Annotated in this window: 13 protein-coding genes; 9 read left to right on the top strand and 4 right to left on the bottom strand. The window is 68.5% G+C overall.

Annotation, left to right across the window (positions count from 1 at the left end):
• Together ACN675_RS15995 and ACN675_RS15990 are read left to right on the top strand one after the other, a co-directional pair.
• Nucleotides 1–1,042, top strand: a 1,042-nt coding sequence (locus tag ACN675_RS15995; protein ID WP_420751778.1) for a glycoside hydrolase family 3 N-terminal domain-containing protein, incomplete at its 5' end; no start/stop codon positions are given.
• Nucleotides 1,043–1,127: 85 nt separating this feature from the next.
• Nucleotides 1,128–1,736, top strand: a complete 609-nt coding sequence (locus tag ACN675_RS15990; protein ID WP_420751777.1) for a TetR/AcrR family transcriptional regulator — start codon at nucleotides 1,128–1,130, stop codon at nucleotides 1,734–1,736.
• A gap of 78 nt (nucleotides 1,737–1,814) precedes the next feature.
• Here the strand turns inward: ACN675_RS15990 and ACN675_RS15985 are convergent, their stop codons facing one another.
• Together ACN675_RS15985 and ACN675_RS15980 are read right to left on the bottom strand one after the other, a co-directional pair.
• The gene (locus ACN675_RS15985; protein ID WP_420751776.1) at nucleotides 1,815–2,672 is read right to left on the bottom strand and encodes a MaoC/PaaZ C-terminal domain-containing protein; all 858 of its coding nucleotides are present in this window, start codon (nucleotides 2,670–2,672) and stop codon (nucleotides 1,815–1,817) included.
• Nucleotides 2,673–4,019 carry a 3-oxoacyl-ACP reductase gene (locus ACN675_RS15980; RefSeq protein WP_420751775.1) on the bottom strand — a complete coding sequence of 449 codons (1,347 nt, stop codon included), beginning with the start codon at nucleotides 4,017–4,019 and terminating at the stop codon, nucleotides 2,673–2,675.
• 107 nt (nucleotides 4,020–4,126) lie between these two features.
• Between ACN675_RS15980 and ACN675_RS15975 the strand changes: the two genes are divergently transcribed.
• From ACN675_RS15975 to ACN675_RS15960, 4 genes are all read left to right on the top strand, one after another.
• Nucleotides 4,127–5,449, top strand: coding sequence for an acetyl-CoA C-acetyltransferase (locus ACN675_RS15975; protein ID WP_420751774.1), 1,323 nt, complete (start codon nucleotides 4,127–4,129; stop codon nucleotides 5,447–5,449).
• A 1,169-nt stretch (nucleotides 5,450–6,618) separates the two neighbouring features.
• Complete coding sequence (locus ACN675_RS15970; protein ID WP_420751780.1) at nucleotides 6,619–8,784, top strand: VanW family protein; 2,166 nt, start codon at nucleotides 6,619–6,621, stop codon at nucleotides 8,782–8,784.
• A 76-nt stretch (nucleotides 8,785–8,860) separates the two neighbouring features.
• On the top strand, nucleotides 8,861–10,291 hold the full coding sequence (locus ACN675_RS15965; protein ID WP_420751773.1) for an aldehyde dehydrogenase family protein: 1,431 nt from the start codon (nucleotides 8,861–8,863) through the stop codon (nucleotides 10,289–10,291).
• A gap of 58 nt (nucleotides 10,292–10,349) precedes the next feature.
• Entirely contained in the window at nucleotides 10,350–11,465 is a 1,116-nt protein-coding gene (locus ACN675_RS15960; protein WP_420751772.1) for an NDMA-dependent alcohol dehydrogenase, read from the top strand.
• 150 nt (nucleotides 11,466–11,615) lie between these two features.
• Here ACN675_RS15960 and ACN675_RS15955 read toward each other — a convergent pair whose 3' ends face one another.
• Both ACN675_RS15955 and ACN675_RS15950 read right to left on the bottom strand, forming a co-directional pair.
• On the bottom strand, nucleotides 11,616–13,451 hold the full coding sequence (locus ACN675_RS15955) for an acyl-CoA dehydrogenase (RefSeq protein WP_420751771.1): 1,836 nt from the start codon (nucleotides 13,449–13,451) through the stop codon (nucleotides 11,616–11,618).
• Nucleotides 13,452–13,545: 94 nt separating this feature from the next.
• On the bottom strand, nucleotides 13,546–14,154 hold the full coding sequence (locus tag ACN675_RS15950) for a class I SAM-dependent methyltransferase (protein WP_420751770.1): 609 nt from the start codon (nucleotides 14,152–14,154) through the stop codon (nucleotides 13,546–13,548).
• 350 nt (nucleotides 14,155–14,504) lie between these two features.
• Here ACN675_RS15950 and ACN675_RS15945 point away from each other — a divergent pair, with 350 nt between their 5' ends.
• The 3 genes from ACN675_RS15945 (at nucleotide 14,505) to ACN675_RS15935 (ending at nucleotide 16,929) form a co-directional block, all read left to right on the top strand.
• Nucleotides 14,505–15,125 carry an alpha/beta fold hydrolase gene (locus tag ACN675_RS15945; RefSeq protein ID WP_420751769.1) on the top strand — a complete coding sequence of 207 codons (621 nt, stop codon included), beginning with the start codon at nucleotides 14,505–14,507 and terminating at the stop codon, nucleotides 15,123–15,125.
• Nucleotides 15,126–15,151: 26 nt separating this feature from the next.
• Complete coding sequence (locus tag ACN675_RS15940; protein ID WP_420751779.1) at nucleotides 15,152–15,532, top strand: Zn-ribbon domain-containing OB-fold protein; 381 nt, start codon at nucleotides 15,152–15,154, stop codon at nucleotides 15,530–15,532.
• Between the two features lie 854 nt (nucleotides 15,533–16,386).
• A complete protein-coding gene (locus ACN675_RS15935) occupies nucleotides 16,387–16,929 on the top strand; it encodes a M23 family metallopeptidase (RefSeq protein ID WP_420751768.1) in 543 nt (180 codons plus the stop codon).
• Nucleotides 16,930–16,956 lie beyond the last annotated feature (27 nt).

Raw genomic sequence — 16,956 nt, 5'->3', positions numbered from 1 at the left:
CACGACCGAGCCCGTGGCGGCACCGGCGTCCACGCCGGTGTGCGGCGACGATCTGCTCGCGTCCCTGTCGTTGCGGCAGAAGCTCGCGCAGCTGCTCAACGTCGGCGTGACCGGCACCGACGACGCGCTGGCGATCGTGCGGTCGGAGCAGATCGGCGGCATCTTCGTCGGCAGCTGGACCGACATGTCGATGCTGGCGAACCGGGAGATCCCCGCGGTCGCCGCGCAGAGCCCGCTGCCGCTGATGGTGACGATCGACGAGGAGGGCGGCCGCGTCTCTCGGGTCGGTGAGCTGCTCGGGGAGGATCCGTCGGCGCGGGTCACGGCGCAGACGATGAGCGTCGAGGAAACCTACGCGATGGCGCTCGAGCGCGGCCGCGAATTGCGGGAGCTGGGCATCACCGTGGATTTCGCGCCGGATGTCGACGTGACCGACCGGGCCGACGACGACGTGATCGGCGACCGTTCCTACTCCGACGATCCGCAGGTCGTCGTGCAGTACGCCGACGCGTACGCGCGGGGGTTGCGCGATGCGGGAATTCTCCCTGTACTCAAGCACTTTCCGGGTCACGGCTCGGCGTCGGGTGATTCGCACAGGGGTGCGGTGGTCGCCCCGCCGCTCGCGCAGCTGCAGCAGATCGATCTCGTGCCCTATCGCGAACTCGTCACGTCCGGGGTCGCCGTGATGATCGGCCATCTGGACGTGCCGGGGCTGACCGACGGACGGCCGGCGAGCATCAGCCCCGCGGCGGTGCGGCTGCTGCGGGACGGCGCCGGGTACGGTGCGCCGTCGTTCGACGGGGTGATCTTCACCGACGATCTGTCCGGGATGCGCGCGATCACCGACAATTACGGCATCGCCGAAGCGGTGGAGGCCGCGTTGATCGCCGGTGTGGACCAGGCGTTGTGGCTGACCACCGATCAGGTGCCCGAGGTTCTCGATCATCTCGAGCAGTCCGTGCGGTCGGGCGCGTTGCCTGCGGCGCGGGTGGACGACGCGGTGCGCACGGTCGCGCGGGCCAAGGGTGCGCTCGACTGCTGATTTCCCGGGATTCCGAAATCCGGAGAACCCGCCCGCGCTCCTTACTCTAGGGTAAGGAGTGTTACCCGAGCAGTATGGAGGAGACATGGCCGGCGGTACCAAGCGACTGCCTCGCGCGGTGCGGGAACAGCAGATGCTCGATGCCGCCGTGGAGGTGTTCTCCGAGAAGGGTTTCCACGAGACGTCGATGGACGCGATCGCGGCGCGCGCGTCGATCTCGAAGCCGATGCTGTATCTGTACTACGGCTCGAAGGACGAACTGTTCGCCGCGTGCATCGGCCGGGAGGGGCAGCGGTTCGTCGAAGCCCTGGCTCCGGCGGGCGATCCCAACCTGCCGCCGCGTGCGCAACTGCGGGTCGCGCTCGAGTCGTTCCTCGGATTCGTCGACCAGCACCGGCACTCGTGGATGGTGCTCTACCGTCAGGCCCTCGCCCAGCAGGCCTTCGCGAACCAGGTGCGCAGCAGCCGCGACCGGCTCATCGAACTGACCGCGCACCTGCTCGAATCGAGCACGCGTGAGCCGGAACCGGACATGGACTTCACCATCATGGCGGTCGCGCTGGTCGGTGCGGGTGAGGCGGTCGCCGACCGCATCGCCGGCGGTGAGATCGACGTCGCCAAGGCCGCCGATCTGCTCGAGAACCTCGCGTGGCGTGGCCTGGCCGGCCGCCGACGCACCGATACGCCCGGCTGACCCCCGAACACGGATCGGGTGGACCGGGACGCCCCCATCGCGCCCCGGTCCACCCGAAGTCGTTGTGCCGTCCCGTCCTCAGCGCAGCGTGGCGCTCAGATGCGGGTACTGCTTTTCCGGATGCCGCAGGGACAGGTCCCAGCCGTCCGCGACCTGCTGTGCGTACAGATTCACCGTCGCGGGCAGCAGCACCGGCTTCCCGAACCGCACCGAGTACGTGACCTTGTCCGGGACACGTCCCTCGACGGCACGCAGCGCCGCTGCGGCACTCCACATGCCGTGCGCGATGGTTCGCGGGAAGCCGAATGCCTTGGCACCCAAGGTCGAGACGTGGATCGGATTGCGGTCGCCGGAGACGGCCGCGTAGCGGTCGATCGTCTTGCGCTCCACCCGCAGGGTCGACGTCGGCACGGGCGGGATCACCTGGGGTTCCGGTTCCGGCTTCGGGGCGCCGGACAGCGACGTGCGCTGCTGGTGCAGGAACGTCGAGGTCTGGCGCCAGACCGGTTCACGGCCGACGGAGATCTCGGTGATCACGTCCACGAGCATGCCCTTGCGGTGCTCCCGCAGATCGGCCGCGTGCACCCGGAGGTCCAGCGGCTCGGTGGCGGAGATCGGCCGGAGCTGTTCGATGACGTTCTCCGCGTGCACCGAACCCATGGCCGCGAACGGAAAGCCCTTGGACACCATCAGTTTCATCACGAGGGGGAACGCGAGCGTGAACGGGTAGGTGATCGGCAGGGTGTCACCGAAACGCAGCCCGCAGACCTTCGCGTACTCGGCGAGGTTGTCCTGGTCGACGCGGAGGCCGCGCAGCAGCAGCGTGTCGTCGGGCAGCGTGTCACCCGACGCACCGACGACCGGCAGCGCGGAGAGCACGGCGCGGGAGTAGACGTCGAGGATCGACGGCACCGAGTCGAGTTCGATGACGGCCATCTACGCCCCCAGCATGGATTGGCCGCACACGCGCACGACCTGGCCGGTGACGGCACTCGACGCCGGGTTCGCGAACCACGCGACGGTCTCGGCGACGTCGACGGTCTCCCCGCCCTGCTGCAGGGAGCTCATCAGGCGGCCGCCCTCGCGGGTGGCGAGCGGGATCGCGGCGGTCATCGCGGTCTCGATGAAGCCGGGTGCGACGGCGTTGACGGTGATGTTCTTCTCGGCCAGCACCGGTGCGGTGGCCTGCACGAGACCGATGACCCCGGCCTTGGACGCGCCGTAGTTGGTCTGGCCGCGGTTGCCGGCGATCCCGGCGATCGACGACACGTCGATCACGCGGCCGCCCTCCTTCAGCGCACCCTTCTCGACGAGCACGTCGGTGATCTTCTGGGGAGCGATGAGGTTGACGCCGATCACCGAGTTCCAGCGGCCCGCGTCCATGTTGGCGAGCAGCTTGTCCCGGGTGATGCCGGCGTTGTGCACGATGATGTCGGCGCCGCCGTGCCGTTCGAGCAGGTGTGCAGCGAGCTTGTCGCCGGCGTCGGGGGCGGTGACGTCGAGCGCGAGGGAGGTTCCGCCGACCTTGTTCGCGGTCTGCGCCAGGGCCTCACCGGCTGCGGGGACGTCCGCGGCGACGACGGTCGCGCCGTCGCGGGCGAGGACCTCGGCGATGGTCGCACCGATGCCGCGCGCGGCGCCGGTCACGACGGCGACCTTCCCGGCGAGCGGCTTGTCCCAGGACTCGGGCGCGGTGGCCTCGCCGTCGCCGATGCGCACGACCTGGCCGTCGACGAATGCGGACTTGGCGGAGAGCAGGAAGCGCAGGGTGGATTCGACACCGGACAGCCCGGCGGGTGCCTTCGGCGAGACGTACACGAGCTGCACGGTCGCGCCGCGGCGCAGTTCCTTGCCGAGGCTGCGGGTGAAGCCTTCGAGGGCGCGCTGGGCGATGCGCTCGTCGACCGAGGACGCTTCCTCCGGCGTGGTGCCGAGGACGACGACGCGGCCGCACGGACCGAGGGCCTTGACGGCCGGCTGGAAGAACGTGAACAGCTGCTCGAGCCCGGCGGCGTCGGTGATGCCGGTCGCGTCGAACACCAGGGCGCCGAAGCTCTTCTCGTCGGGCTCGGCGAAGACGTAGTCGGAGAGCAGCGCGCGGATCGGCTCGACGAGCCGGCCGTTGCCGCCGAGCAGCACCGGACCGGCGAGCGGGGGTTCCCCCGGCTGGTAGCGGCGGAGCTTCTCCGGCTGGGGCAATCCGAACTGCTTGGCGAGGAAAGCACCGGGTGCGGAGGTGATGAACTGGGCGTAGAGCTTGGGTGCGCCCTTGGTTTCGGCCACGATTCCACCTTCTCTGGTTCGGAGGTCATGCGGTGTCGACAATAACTTACTCGTGAGTAAGAATAGTATCCACAGTTCGCATCCATCAGAACACCGGGAGACGACACGTGACCACCAAAGCCCGTTCCAGCTCTTCGCGCTCGTCGCGCCGCGTCGCGATCCTCGGCGGAAACCGCATCCCGTTCGCCCGGTCCGACCGCAAGTACGCCCGCGCCTCGAACCAGGACATGTTCACCGCGACCCTCGAGGGTCTGGTCGGCCGCTTCAACCTGCAGGGTGAGCAGCTCGGCGCCGTCGTCGGCGGCGCGGTCCTCAAGCACAGCCGCGACTTCAACCTGATCCGCGAATGCGTGCTCGGCAGCCCGCTCAGCCCCTACACGCCCGCGTGGGACCTGCAACAGGCCTGCGGCACCGGCCTGCAGTCGATCATCGCCGTCGGCGACGCCATCGCCGCGGGCCGGATCGAGGCGGGCATCGGCGGCGGCGTCGACACCACCTCCGACGCGCCCATCGGCGTCAACAACGACCTGCGCGAGTTCCTGCTGTCGCTCAACCGCGCGCGTTCGACCGGTGACCGCATCAAGCTGCTCGGCCACGTGCGCCCGTCGATGCTCGGCATCGAGATCCCCCGCAACGGCGAACCCCGCACCGGCCTGTCGATGGGCGAACACGCCGCGATCACCGCCAAGGAATTCGGCATCGCCCGCGCCGACCAGGACGAACTCGCCGCCGCGAGCCACCGCAACATGGCCGCCGCCTACGACCGCGGGTTCTTCGACGACCTCGTCACCCCGTTCCTCGGCCTGACCCGCGACGACAACCTCCGCCCCGATTCGTCGGTCGAGAAGCTGTCGACGCTGAAGCCGGTGTTCGGCACGAAGCTCGGCGACGCCACCATGACGGCCGGCAACTCCACTCCGCTGACCGACGGCGCGTCCGCGGCACTGCTGTCCACCGAGGAGTGGGCCGCCGCCCGCAGCCTGCCCGTCCTCGCGTATCTCGTGGACTCCGAGACCGCCGCGGTCGACTACGTCCACGGCGGCGACGGCCTGCTGATGGCCCCGACCTACGCGATCCCGCGCCTGCTGAAGCGCAACGGCCTGACCCTGCAGGATTTCGACTTCTACGAGATCCACGAGGCGTTCGCGTCCGTCGTGCTCGCGACGCTGCAGGCCTTCGAGTCGGAGGAGTACTGCAAGGGCCGGCTGGGCCTCGACGCGCCGCTCGGCTCGATCGACCGCAGCAAGCTCAACGTCAACGGATCGTCCCTGGCGGCCGGGCATCCGTTCGCCGCGACCGGTGGCCGGATCGTCGCGTCGCTCGCCAAGATGCTGCACGAGAAGAAGGCCGAAACCGGCAAGCCCGCTCGCGGCCTGATCTCCATCTGCGCGGCCGGGGGACAGGGCGTCACCGCGATCCTCGAGGCATGAGAAGACCGCACGAAAAAAATTCCGGAAGGTTTGTAACGTCCGGGGGAGAGGGTCGATAGACCTAGCGACCCCGCATTGCTGCCTGACCCCCGACCTGGTGGCAACGCGGGGTCTTTCTCGTTTCCGGTGCCCTTGCGCCGGGCTCGAATCGGAGCCCGCCGGGACCGGCATTTACGCTTGATGGAAAGGCGCACCCGGTCGTGGGGTGCCCAGTCGGAAGGACACGGGTGAGTGGTAACAACGGGGCGGACGACCGCGCGAACATGAGCGGTGCCGTTCCCCCCAACGAGGCGGAACCGGAGAGGAAGCCCGAAACGGCCGCCGCGGCCGCACCGGACCACACCGCTGGAACCGCCGCCGACGCGAAACCCGATGTCGTTGCCGAGCCGACCGCCCCGGCACCCACCGAACGGTTCGTCTCGATGGCGCCGCTCCCGACCCCGTCGAAGGCCGCACCGGCATCCGAACCGTCCGCAGCACGGAACGACGCGGCCCCCGCTGTCGAGGAGGTCGCTGTCGCGGAGGCCGTTGCCGGGGAGGTCGCCGTCGAGGAGATCGCTGCCGAGGTCGCCGCCGCGGCACCCGAGCGGGAAGCCGCGGACCCGACGCCGGAGACGCCGGTGGTCGCGGAGGAGCCCGTCACCCCGGACACGTCCGTCGCCGAGAGTGAGCCCGCCGCGCCGGAGACCCCGTCGGCTTCCGAGCCCCCGCAGACCCAGCTCAAGCCCTGGGAAATCCCGACCACCGCCATGCCGGCTGCGCCGACGAAACCCGCGCCCTTCGCGTTCACCAAGCCCGTGTTCACCGAGCCGGAGACCGAATCTCCGGTCGCTTCCACGGCCCCGGTCGAGCCTGCGGCACCGACCGCCGCGGCCTCCGTGAAGGACGTCGGAATCGATCCGCCGGCCGCGGACCGCACCCCGGACGAACCACCGACCGCGCCGCAGGCCGGTCTGCAGCCGGAACGTGCCGCAGAAGCACCGGCCGAGCAGGCACCCGCCGCAGCACCTGTCGGGCAGGCAACCGCTGTAGCACTCGTCGGGCAGGCACCCACCGAGGCTTCGGCGGAGCAGGCAACCACCGCGGCACTTGCCGAGCAGGCACCGACCGAGGCGCCGGCCGAGCAGGCACTCGCCGTCGACGACTCGGCGCCGACCGTCGCGATCGACATGTCCGCGATCAGGCGCACACCGCCCGCCCAGCCGGTTGCGTCCGCAGCCGAGCCCCCGGCCGAGCGTTTGCCGGAGGGCAGCGCCTCTGCCGAATCCGGCGAGGGCAGTGCGGCGGAAGAATCCGGCGAGGGCCGTGCGGAAGAATCCGACCAGGGCCGTGCGGCGGAGGGATCCGCGGAGGACGCGGCGACGGAGGTCGTTCCGGTCGTCGCCGGCGGATCGGTCCCGCCGTCGTCTCCGCCCCCACCGCCCCCGGCACCACCGGGCGGTACCGGCGGGTCCCCGTCGCCTGCGGGACCGCCGTGGCGGAAGATCGCGATCGCGGCCGGCGGTGTCGCCGCTGCTCTCGCGGTTCTCTACGGCGTCGATCTCGCGGTGTCGTCGGGCAACGTCCCGCGCGGCGTGACGGTCGCGGGGATCGAAATCGGCGGTGAATCGGTCGACGACGCCGAGGCACTGCTGCGCGACGAACTCGGCCGACGCCTCGAAAACCCCGTGCCCGTCACCGCCGGCGACACCACCGCCGAGGTCGTCCCGGCCCAGGCCGGACTCGAGGTCGACTGGGAGCACACGCTCGACCGCGTCGGATCGCAGCCGCTCAACCCGTTCACCCGGCTGGCGTCGCTGTTCGGCACCGACGAGATCGGCGTCGTCTCCGTCCGCGACGACGCGGCCCTCACGAACGCGCTCGAAGGAGTGCGTTCGAGCGCCGAACGCGCCCCGCGGGAGGGCACCGTCGTCTTCGAGGGGGCGACCCCGGTCGCGGTGTCTCCGCAACCCGGCCAGAATCTCGATCCCCAGGTCGCGGCGGACGTGTTCGCCGAGAAGTGGGCGTTCGGCGACGTCGCGCTGCCGGTGACCACCCTGGACGTGACCGTCACACCCGAAGCGGTGGACCGGGCGCTCACCGAGATCGCAATACCCGCGGTGGCGTCGGACGTGAAGGTCCAAGGCCGTGACAACGCGATGGCGACCCTGCCCCGCGACCGGATCGGCACGATCCTGTCGTTCGTGCCCGACGGTGAGGGCGGCCTGGTCCCCGAATACCACTCCGAAGCCGTGGTCGATTTCCTGCGTCCGCAGCTCGCGGAAACCGAGGTCGAACCGAAGGACGCCCGCATCGTCATCGAGGGCGGCGGACCGACGATCGTGCCCGCGGTGAAGGGTGAACTGGTCGACTGGACGAAGACTCTCGAGCCGCTGCCCCAGCTGCTGGCCGCGCCGGGCGACCGAACCACCCCGGCCGTGTACGCACCCGTGGATCCCGCGCTCACGACCGAGGCCGCCGAGAAGCTCGGTATCCGCGAGGTCGTCGGCGAATTCACCACCGGTGGCTTCTCGTACGCCTCGGGCGTGAACATCCGCCTCGCCGCTTCCGAGATCGACGGTGCGCTCGTCAAGCCGGGAGAAACGTTCTCGCTCAACGGATATACCGGTCCGCGCGGGGCCGCGCAGGGCTACGTCGAGTCCGGCATCATCGAGGCCGGCCGGCCCGGCACGGCCGTCGGTGGCGGCATCAGCCAGCTCGCGACGACCCTCTATAACGCAACGTATTTCGCCGGCATGGAGGACGTCGCCCACACCGAGCACAGCTACTACATCTCGCGGTACCCGGCGGCGCGTGAGGCCACCGTGTTCGAGGGCGCGATCGACCTCCAGTTCCGGAACCCGTTCGACACCGGCGTGCTGATCCAGACCATCGGCACGAGTTCGGACATCACGGTCCGGCTCTGGGGCACGAAGACGGTGGACGTGCAGTCGTTCACCGGGGACCGGTCGGCGTTCACGTCACCGAACAAGATCACTCTTCCGGCCGGTGACGCGTGCATTCCGTCGAGCGGCGCACAGGGCTTCACCGTCAGCGACACCCGCGTGATCACGGATGCGAAGACGGGGGCGCAGCTTTCCCGCACGACGCGCACCGTCAAGTACGACCCGGTTCCGATCGTCGAGTGCATCGAACCGGAGGAAGAGCGCGAGCCCGCTCCGGGACCGGAGCGGAACCCCGCCGGTGCACCGGGAAGCGCACCGGAATCCGGTTCGTCGCCGACGACGAGCGCCCGGCCGCAGCCCGGTGCGCAGCCGACGACGAGCAGCGCTCCGGAACCGGAATCCGTGACGGACGAGTCGGCCGTGCCCGACGCATCGGCCGGCGAGGAGTAACACGGTCGCGCCGTTCGGGTCCCGATGAGCGGGACATCGGGAGGACAGGGGTGACGTCGTTCATAGCATCGCCGCTGTGAACACTGTGACCAGCACCGGATCCGAACTGCGCGACCTGCTCGAGAATCAGCGACGGGAGTTCCGTTCGCAGAGAACGAGTTCCGCCGAGACCCGCCGGGCGCGGATCGAGTCGGTGATCGAGATGCTCGTGGCCCGCCACGACGAGATCGTCGACGCGATCGATGCGGATTTCGGCGGGCGCCACCCGGGATACTCGACCGTCAACGACATTCTCGGATCGCTGACCGCGCTGAAATACGCGCGCGATCATGTGGAGACGTGGATGCAGCCCGAGCAGCGGACGGTGTTCTCCCCGTACGACCAGCTCGGAGCCACCGCCGAGGTGCAGTACCAGCCCAAGGGCTCGGTCGCGATCATCGGCACCTGGAACGCCCCGGTGTTCACGCTCCTGAGCCCGCTCGCGGGTGTGCTGGCGGCGGGTAACCGGGCCGTGCTCAAGCCGTCCGAGGTGGTGCCGCGCACCGCGGAGGTGCTGGCCGCGGCGGCTGCGGAGTTCCTCGATCCCCGTGACGTCGCCGTCGTGACCGGCGGGCCGGAGGTCGCGCAGGCACTCACCGCCCTGTCGTTCGATCACATCGTGTTCACCGGCAGCGCGGCCGCGGGACGTTCGGTGATGGCGAACGCCGCGCTCAACCTCGTGCCGGTCACGCTCGAACTCGGCGGAAAATCACCGGTGATCGTCGGGCGTTCGGCCGATACGGACACCGCGGCCTTCCGCATCGCGGTGGGCAAGGCGACCAACAGCGGTCAGCTCTGCGTCAACGCCGACACCGCGTACGTCCCGGCGGAGCACCTCGAATCGTTCGTCGCCGCAATCGGCCGGACCTACGGCGAGCTGCTGCCCACGATCGCCGGAAACGTCGATGTCACTGCGATCGTCTCCGATCGGCACGCCGCCCGCATCGACGGATACATCAGCGAGGCACAGCAACTCGGAGCACGCGTGGAGGTCGTTCCGTCCGAGCCGATCAGCACCGGTGAACGCCGGCGCCCGCTGAGCCTGGTGATCGATCCTCCGGCGTCGGCGGCGATCTCCCGGGAGGAGATCTTCGGTCCCGCCATGGTGATCCGCACGTACGACGACCTCGCGGATGTTCTCGACGAGATCAATTCCGGCCCGAAACCGCTGGCGCTCTACTACTTCGGGCACGACGAGGACGAGCAGCGCGCGGTCGTCGAGGGCACGACCTCCGGCGGCGTCACGATCAACGAGGTCATGATGCATGCGGGCATGCTCGACGCGCCGTTCGGCGGCATCGGGGAGTCGGGGATCGGCCACTACAACGGCCGTGAGGGCTTCCTCGAATTCAGCCACGCCCGAACCGTGTTCGTCGCTCCGGACTACGACCCGCGTCGCGAATGGGGCATGTTGCCGCCCTACGCAGAGGAATATCGCGCCGCGATGTCGGCGCAGGTGAGCAAGTGATCCCGGCCGTTCTGCACCATCACATCGGAACCACCACAACAACTTTCGGAGCGATACTGTGAAGACACGTGGCGCGATCATCCGCCGGGCACCCGGCACCTACGAGGTCGCCGACCTCGAACTCGACGAACCGCGGCGCGGTGAGCTGACGGTGAAGATGGTCGCTGCGGGCCTGTGCCATTCCGACGACCACATCGCCGTCGGCGACCACGCGGTGGGCAGCTACCCGATCTGCGGCGGACACGAGGGCGCCGGAGTCGTCGTTCAGGTCGGCCCCGAGACGCACGGCTGGAGCGAGGGTGACCACGTCGTGTTCTCGTTCCTGGCCGCGTGCGGCCGATGCCGATGGTGCGCGAAGGGACTGCAGAACCTGTGCGACCGCGGCGCCGCCATCATGACCGGGACCCGCCCCGACGACCCCTCGAGCTTCCGTATGAGCCTGGACGGGGCGCCCGTCGCCCAGACGTGCGGACTGTCCACGTTCAGCGAGTACACCACCGTCAGCGTCGATTCGGCAGTCAAGGTCGACAAGGACCTGCCGCTCGACAAGCTGTGCCTGCTGGGCTGCGGAGTCGGCACCGGGTGGGGAGCAGCGGTGAACTCCGCCGAGATCTATCCCGGTCAGACGGTCATCGTCCAGGGCATCGGCGGTATCGGCATCAACGCCGTCCAGGGCGCGGCCCACGCCGGCGCGGCCCGCATCATCGCCGTCGATCCCGTGCCGTTCAAGCGGGAGAGCGCGCTGAAGTTCGGAGCCACCCACGCGGTCGCGGACATGGCGGAGGCCACCGAGATCGCGCGTTCGTACACCAACGGACAGGGCGCAGACGCCGCGATCGTGACCGTGGGCGTCACGACCGGTGAGCACATCGCGGAGGCGTTCTCGGCGATCCGCAAGGCAGGGACCTGCGTGGTCACCGGCCTCGGCAAGATGACCGACGTCGGAATCCCGATCAGCCCGATGGAACTGGTGCTCTACCAGAAGCGGCTTCAGGGTTCGCTTTTCGGCGCCTCCACGCCGACGGCCGACATCCCGTGGATGATCGACCTGTACACGTCCGGGAAGCTGAAGCTCGACGAGCTGATCACCACCACCTACAAGCTCGACGACATCGCCCAGGGCTTCGCCGACATGCACGAGGGCCGAAACCTGCGCGGGGTCGTCGTCTTCTGACACCCTGTCTCCGAACTGCCGCCCGTGTGCCTTTGTGGCGGTTCCTGGCGCCAATTGTGCACACCGGTGCGAAGCACCGTGGCCCCCACCGGAATCCGGTGGGGGCCACAGCCTGTCAACCCTCCGGGCTCATCCGCCCGGTCGGCGCGATCAGAACGCCGCTTCGTCGAGCTCCATGATGTCGGTGTCGACGTTGGCGATGATGCCGCGCGACGCGGTCAGCTCGGGCAGCACGTTCTTGGCGAAGAACGACGCGATCCCGACCTTGCCCTTGTAGAACGGCACGTCCTTCTCGTCGGCGCCGGCGTCGAGTGCGGCGAGGGCGATCTCGGCCTGCTGCAGGAGCAGCCAGCCGATGAGCAGGTCGCCGAACGCGAGCAGGTAGCGCACCGAGCCGAGTCCGACCTTGTAGAGCTCGGTCGGCTGCTCCTGCGCGCCCATGAGGAAACCGGTGAGGGTCGCGGTCATGGCCTGCACGTCCTCGAGCGCGGTGGCCAGCAGGGCGCGCTCGGGCTTGAGGCGCTCGTCGGCCGAATCCGAGTCGATGAACTGCTTGATCTGGCCGGCGACGTGCGCCAGGGCGACGCCACGGTCGCGGGCGATCTTGCGGAAGAAGAAGTCCTGCGCCTGGATGGCGGTGGTGCCCTCGTACAGCGAGTCGATCTTCGAGTCGCGGATGTACTGCTCGATCGGGTAGTCCTGCAGGAAGCCCGAACCACCGAGGGTCTGCAGCGCATCGGTCAGGTACAGGTAGGCGCGCTCCGAGCCGCAACCCTTGACGATCGGCAGCAGCAGGTCGTTGATGCGGTGCGCGAGGTCGGCGTCGGCGCCGGAGACCTGCTCGGCGACCACGGCGTCCTGGTGAGCGGCGGTGTACAGGTACACGGCGCGCAGGCCCTCGGCGTAGGCCTTCTGCATCGCCAGCGCGCGGCGGACGTCGGGGTGGTGGGTGATCGTCACGCGCGGCGCGGTCTTGTCCGCCATCTGCGTGATGTCGGCGCCCTGCACGCGCTCCTTGGCGTAGTCGAGGGCGTTGAGGTAGCCGGTGGACAGCGTGGAGATGGCCTTGGTGCCGACCATCATGCGGGCGTGTTCGATGACGTCGAACATCTGCGCGATGCCGTTGTGGATCTCGCCGACGAGCCAGCCCTTGGCGGGGACGCCGTGGCCACCGAAGGTGACCTCACAGGTCGCGGAGGCCTTCAGGCCCATCTTGTGCTCGACGTTGGTGACGAACACGCCGTTGCGCTCGCCGAGCTCGTTCTTCTCGAAGTCGAAGTGGAACTTCGGGACGAAGAACAGCGACAGGCCCTTGGTACCCGGCTTTCCGCCCTCGGGGCGCGCGAGGACCAGGTGGAAGATGTTCTCGAACAGGTCGTCGGAGTCGGCCGAGGTGATGAACCGCTTGACGCCCTCGATGTGCCAGGAGCCGTCGTCCTGCTTGATCGCCTTGGTGCGGCCGGCGCCGACGTCGGAGCCCGCGTCGGGCTCGGTCAGAACCATGGTGGAGCCCCAGCCGCGCTCGACGCACGTGGCCGCCCACTTCTTCTGCTCGTCGGTGCCGTTCTCGAAGAGAACACCGGCGAAGGCGGGGCCCGCGGCGTACATGAAGGCGGCCGGCTGGGCACCGAGCATCATCTCGTTGGAAGCCCAGAGCAGCGCGCGCGGGGCGTCGGTGCCGCCGATCTCCTCCGGGATGCCCATGGACCAGTAGCCCGCGTCCCACCACGCCCGGAACGCCTTCTTGAAGCCTTCGGGGAGGGAGACCGAGTGGGTCTCGGGGTCGAACACAGGGGGGTTGCGGTCGGTGTCGGCGAAGGCTTCGGCGGCCGGGCCCTCGGCGAGGGCCTTGACCTCTGCCAGGATGCCTCGGGCGGTGTCCTCGTCGAGATCGCCGAACTTGCCGGCCTCGAGGAGCGTCTGGATCTTCAGGACCTCGAACAGATTGAACTCGAGGTCGCGGAGGTTGCTCTTGTAATGGCCCATCTGTGTCTCCCAGTGCGGTGCGGTCGAGCTGTGGTGTCAAGTACCGCCCAAGTTATTACTCGTCGGTAACATCCCTATGTTACTCGCCAGGCAACTAACTGCCAAGGCCGGATTTCCGCGCGACGACCAGGGCGTCGATAGCAGTTCCCGAATCCGTTTCCCGGGCCCTCCTTTCGGCGACGACGATTTCCAGTCTGCCGTCGATCTCGTTCACTATATCCGTTGGGGTGTAGAGGATTTCGGGGTTCTGGGGGCCTCCGGTTCCGAGTGTGGGATTGGTCGAATCGTGGCCCAGAAATATGAGGATTCCATCAGGTTTCAGGGAATTGATCGCATTGTCGATCAGGCTTGCCCGCTGAGGTGCGGGGAGGTGGAGGAATACCGAGAGAATCAGGTCATATTCACCGTCGAAAGCGTCCTGGGTCACATCCGCGCGGATGTAGCGCAGCCGATCACGGCTGCGCTTGGGTGCCTGCGCGGCGATGAGCCGGGCCTTCTCGATCGCGACGCCGGAGAAGTCGACACCGTCGACCTCCCACCCGCGCGTAGCGAGCCACAACGAGTGCCGGCCTTCACCGCACGCCAGATCCAGCGCTCGTCCCTGCGGCAGCGCCGCCGTGAACTCGACGACGACGGGGTTCGGCGGCGCACCCCACACCATGTCCGCCGCCGCGTACCGTTCGTCCCAATCCCGTGCATCCATGCATTCCTCCTATGCCACGCGGTACCCGGGTGCAAGTCCGGTTACGTACTCGGCGGTTCGTCTGCAGGTGGGAGACGACGGCGAGCCCGACGCGATGTATTTTCGGGACCGACCGGTCTCCTTCTTTCGGAAAAACAGGTATGCCCGCGGGTACAACGGCCGTCGACTCCTCGCGGCTCGGGCGGCATCGTGTGACGTGCCTCACCAGCTCGACGAAGGTTCACCCGATGCCCCACGCACACCGCTCGCCGATATCCCCAGCCGACGGGCCCCAACCGACGATGCACTGGTCCACTGTTCACGTCGACGCCCGTGCGGAGATGTACGGGGTCCTCGGGCGAGGAACACCGGTGGTCTTCCTCCCCGAGTGCGGGTCGACGCCCTGGACGTACCGGCATGCGCTGGCCGAGCTGGCCCGCGGCGTTCGCGTGTATGCCCCGGTGATACCGGGGTTCGCAGCAGCGCCCGGCAGCCCCCTCGAGGAGCGGATCCTGGCGGACTGCTCGGACTGGCTCGGACGGTTCCTCGAGGCGACCGAACTCGGACCCGTGACTCTCGTCGGGCACTCGTTCGGCGGCGCGCTGGCGATCCGGGCCGCCCACGATCACCCGGAGCGCGTGACGCGACTCGTCCTGGTGAACTCCGTCGGTGGCGGTGCGGGACAGGATGTCGCGGTCCCCGACGACGGTGATCACGACGGTGCCGGACGCATCGACCGGATGGCCCGAGGCCGGGAACCGACCGCTGAGCTGACCCGGCTCGCGGAGCGCCGCCTGCCGGTCTCACTGCTGTGGAGCCGGGGAGACCGTCGGGTGCCGCGGGCGAGTGTCGACTCGCTGCGCCGACAGCTGGGCGGGCCGCCGGTGTTCACAGTCCCGGGCGGACACGACTGGCTGCTCTCGGATCCGGAATACTTCGGCAACGCGATGCGCACCGTCCTGGGCGGGTTCCCTGTCGAGGTCGCGGCGTGACCGCCGCCGTCTCCGGTCGCGGACCCATGACCACGCGATGCGGGAAACTCGTCATCTGGAAATGCCGGGACTGCGCAGTGCTGCTCCCGCCCCTGACCGTTTCCTGCCACTCGTGCGGCCACGGCGACCTCGAGTCTGTCGACTCCGCCGGCGCGGGAGTGATCGTGTCGTGCCGGACTGCCGATCGCACAGCCGACCCGGTCTGCGGCGCGCCGTGCCCGTCGGTGATCGCCATCGTCGAACTCGACGAGGGCCCGTGGGTCTACTCGTGGATCGACGGTGAGCTTCCGGTGTCGCCCGATCGGCCGGTGAGGGTGCACTTCCGCTGCACGCAACCGGGGGAGAGATTCCCGATCTTCGAACCGTGTCGTTCCGGTCCTGAGCGATCCGGAGCCATTGCTGCTTGAAGGGCCGTGCGGTGGGTTGCGGTGGTGTGGTCGGCCCGCGCCGCCTGATCGCACGATGACGTGTACCGCAAGAGATTCCATGCCCTGGAACCGAGACACGCAGGGCAACAATTCATTCGACGAAAGGGCGATGGCGAAGGCGCTCCCGCGCAACGGATCGTCGGGCACGGTCGTGTGAAGCTGTCGGTTCCGGGGCGTGTCGCGGTATCGACGCCGGTCCCGCTGCTGGAGTGCCCTCAGGGATTGAAAACCAGGGGATTGAAAATCATTCGACAGCAGTGTCATACGTAACTTCGAGTGGCCCGGCCGGAGCGGTGTTCCGCTCCGGCCGGGCCTCGCCGGGAAGTGCAACAGGACGCCGCGGTGCGAGTTCCGGCTCCGCGTGTCGCTCGGGTGAACGCAATCTCGCTCGGGTGGCGCGGGCACGTGTCGGTGTGACGGCGTGCATTGATCCCATTCGGGCTGTACGGGTTTGGCTAGCGGACCGTATCGTGTTCGGCGTTTCCGGTCGTGATGGAGAGCGTAGAGCATCCGCTCCCCGCGTTACGGGGATGTGACCTACGTCATATGATTTTCTTCCGACGAGGGTCGAGTCGGGCGCGGATAGGTAGGCGTTCTATACGATTTCGTCACCAACCGGTCGGTACGATGACACGTGAAATCCGTCCGAACCCGCGAAAATAGGTATATACCCGGGTAATTCTGACGTTGCCCGTTCCGGTCGTTACCGAGACGCTATCTACATCTCGATCGACGGACGCTGTCACTGCGCTCCGTACGCGGCGATCCACACGTATGGCAATCGCTCCGGTCGAGATCACCACCAATCATCTCGACCGACCGAGGGAACAATCATGGGCAATCATCGGGTGCAAAGTGTCTCTACCGCACGACGTTTGATCACAATCGCTGCAGGAGCGGCAGCTCTCGCAGCAATGGGCGGGATTCTCGATCCGGGCGCGGCCGGTGCGCACTCCACATCCGAGGCATCCCAGGGGTGTGCCTGGAATTGGCCGGTCAACGGCCCACTGTCGCAAGGGTTCCACTCCGGCCATGACGGCGTCGACTTCGCCGTCGGGGTCGGTACCGTGCTGCACGCGCCGACCTCGGGGAGGATCTCGGTGGCCGGCCCGAACGATCCCGGCGGATACGGAACCTACATTCAGCTGGAAGCCGATACCGGTGAGCAGATTCAGATGGGCCACCTTTCCCAGACGTGGGTCGGCGTGGGGGCCCGCGTCGCCGCCGGTCAGGCGATCGGCGCAACGGGCAACACGGGTAGCTCGACAGGACCCCACCTGCACCTGCGCATTCATCGTGGTGGGCCGGTCGACCCCGTGAGCTTCCTGCGCTCGGTCGGTGCGTGCGGCGCGGGTTCGAACGACATCCGAGCCTGATCCGTTCCCGGCCTGGTTCCAAATCGT

The sequence above is a fragment of the Rhodococcus sp. O3 genome (assembly GCF_048897285.1).
GTDB lineage: Bacteria > Actinomycetota > Actinomycetes > Mycobacteriales > Mycobacteriaceae > Rhodococcus.
This window is presented reverse-complemented; position numbering and strand designations above follow the sequence as displayed.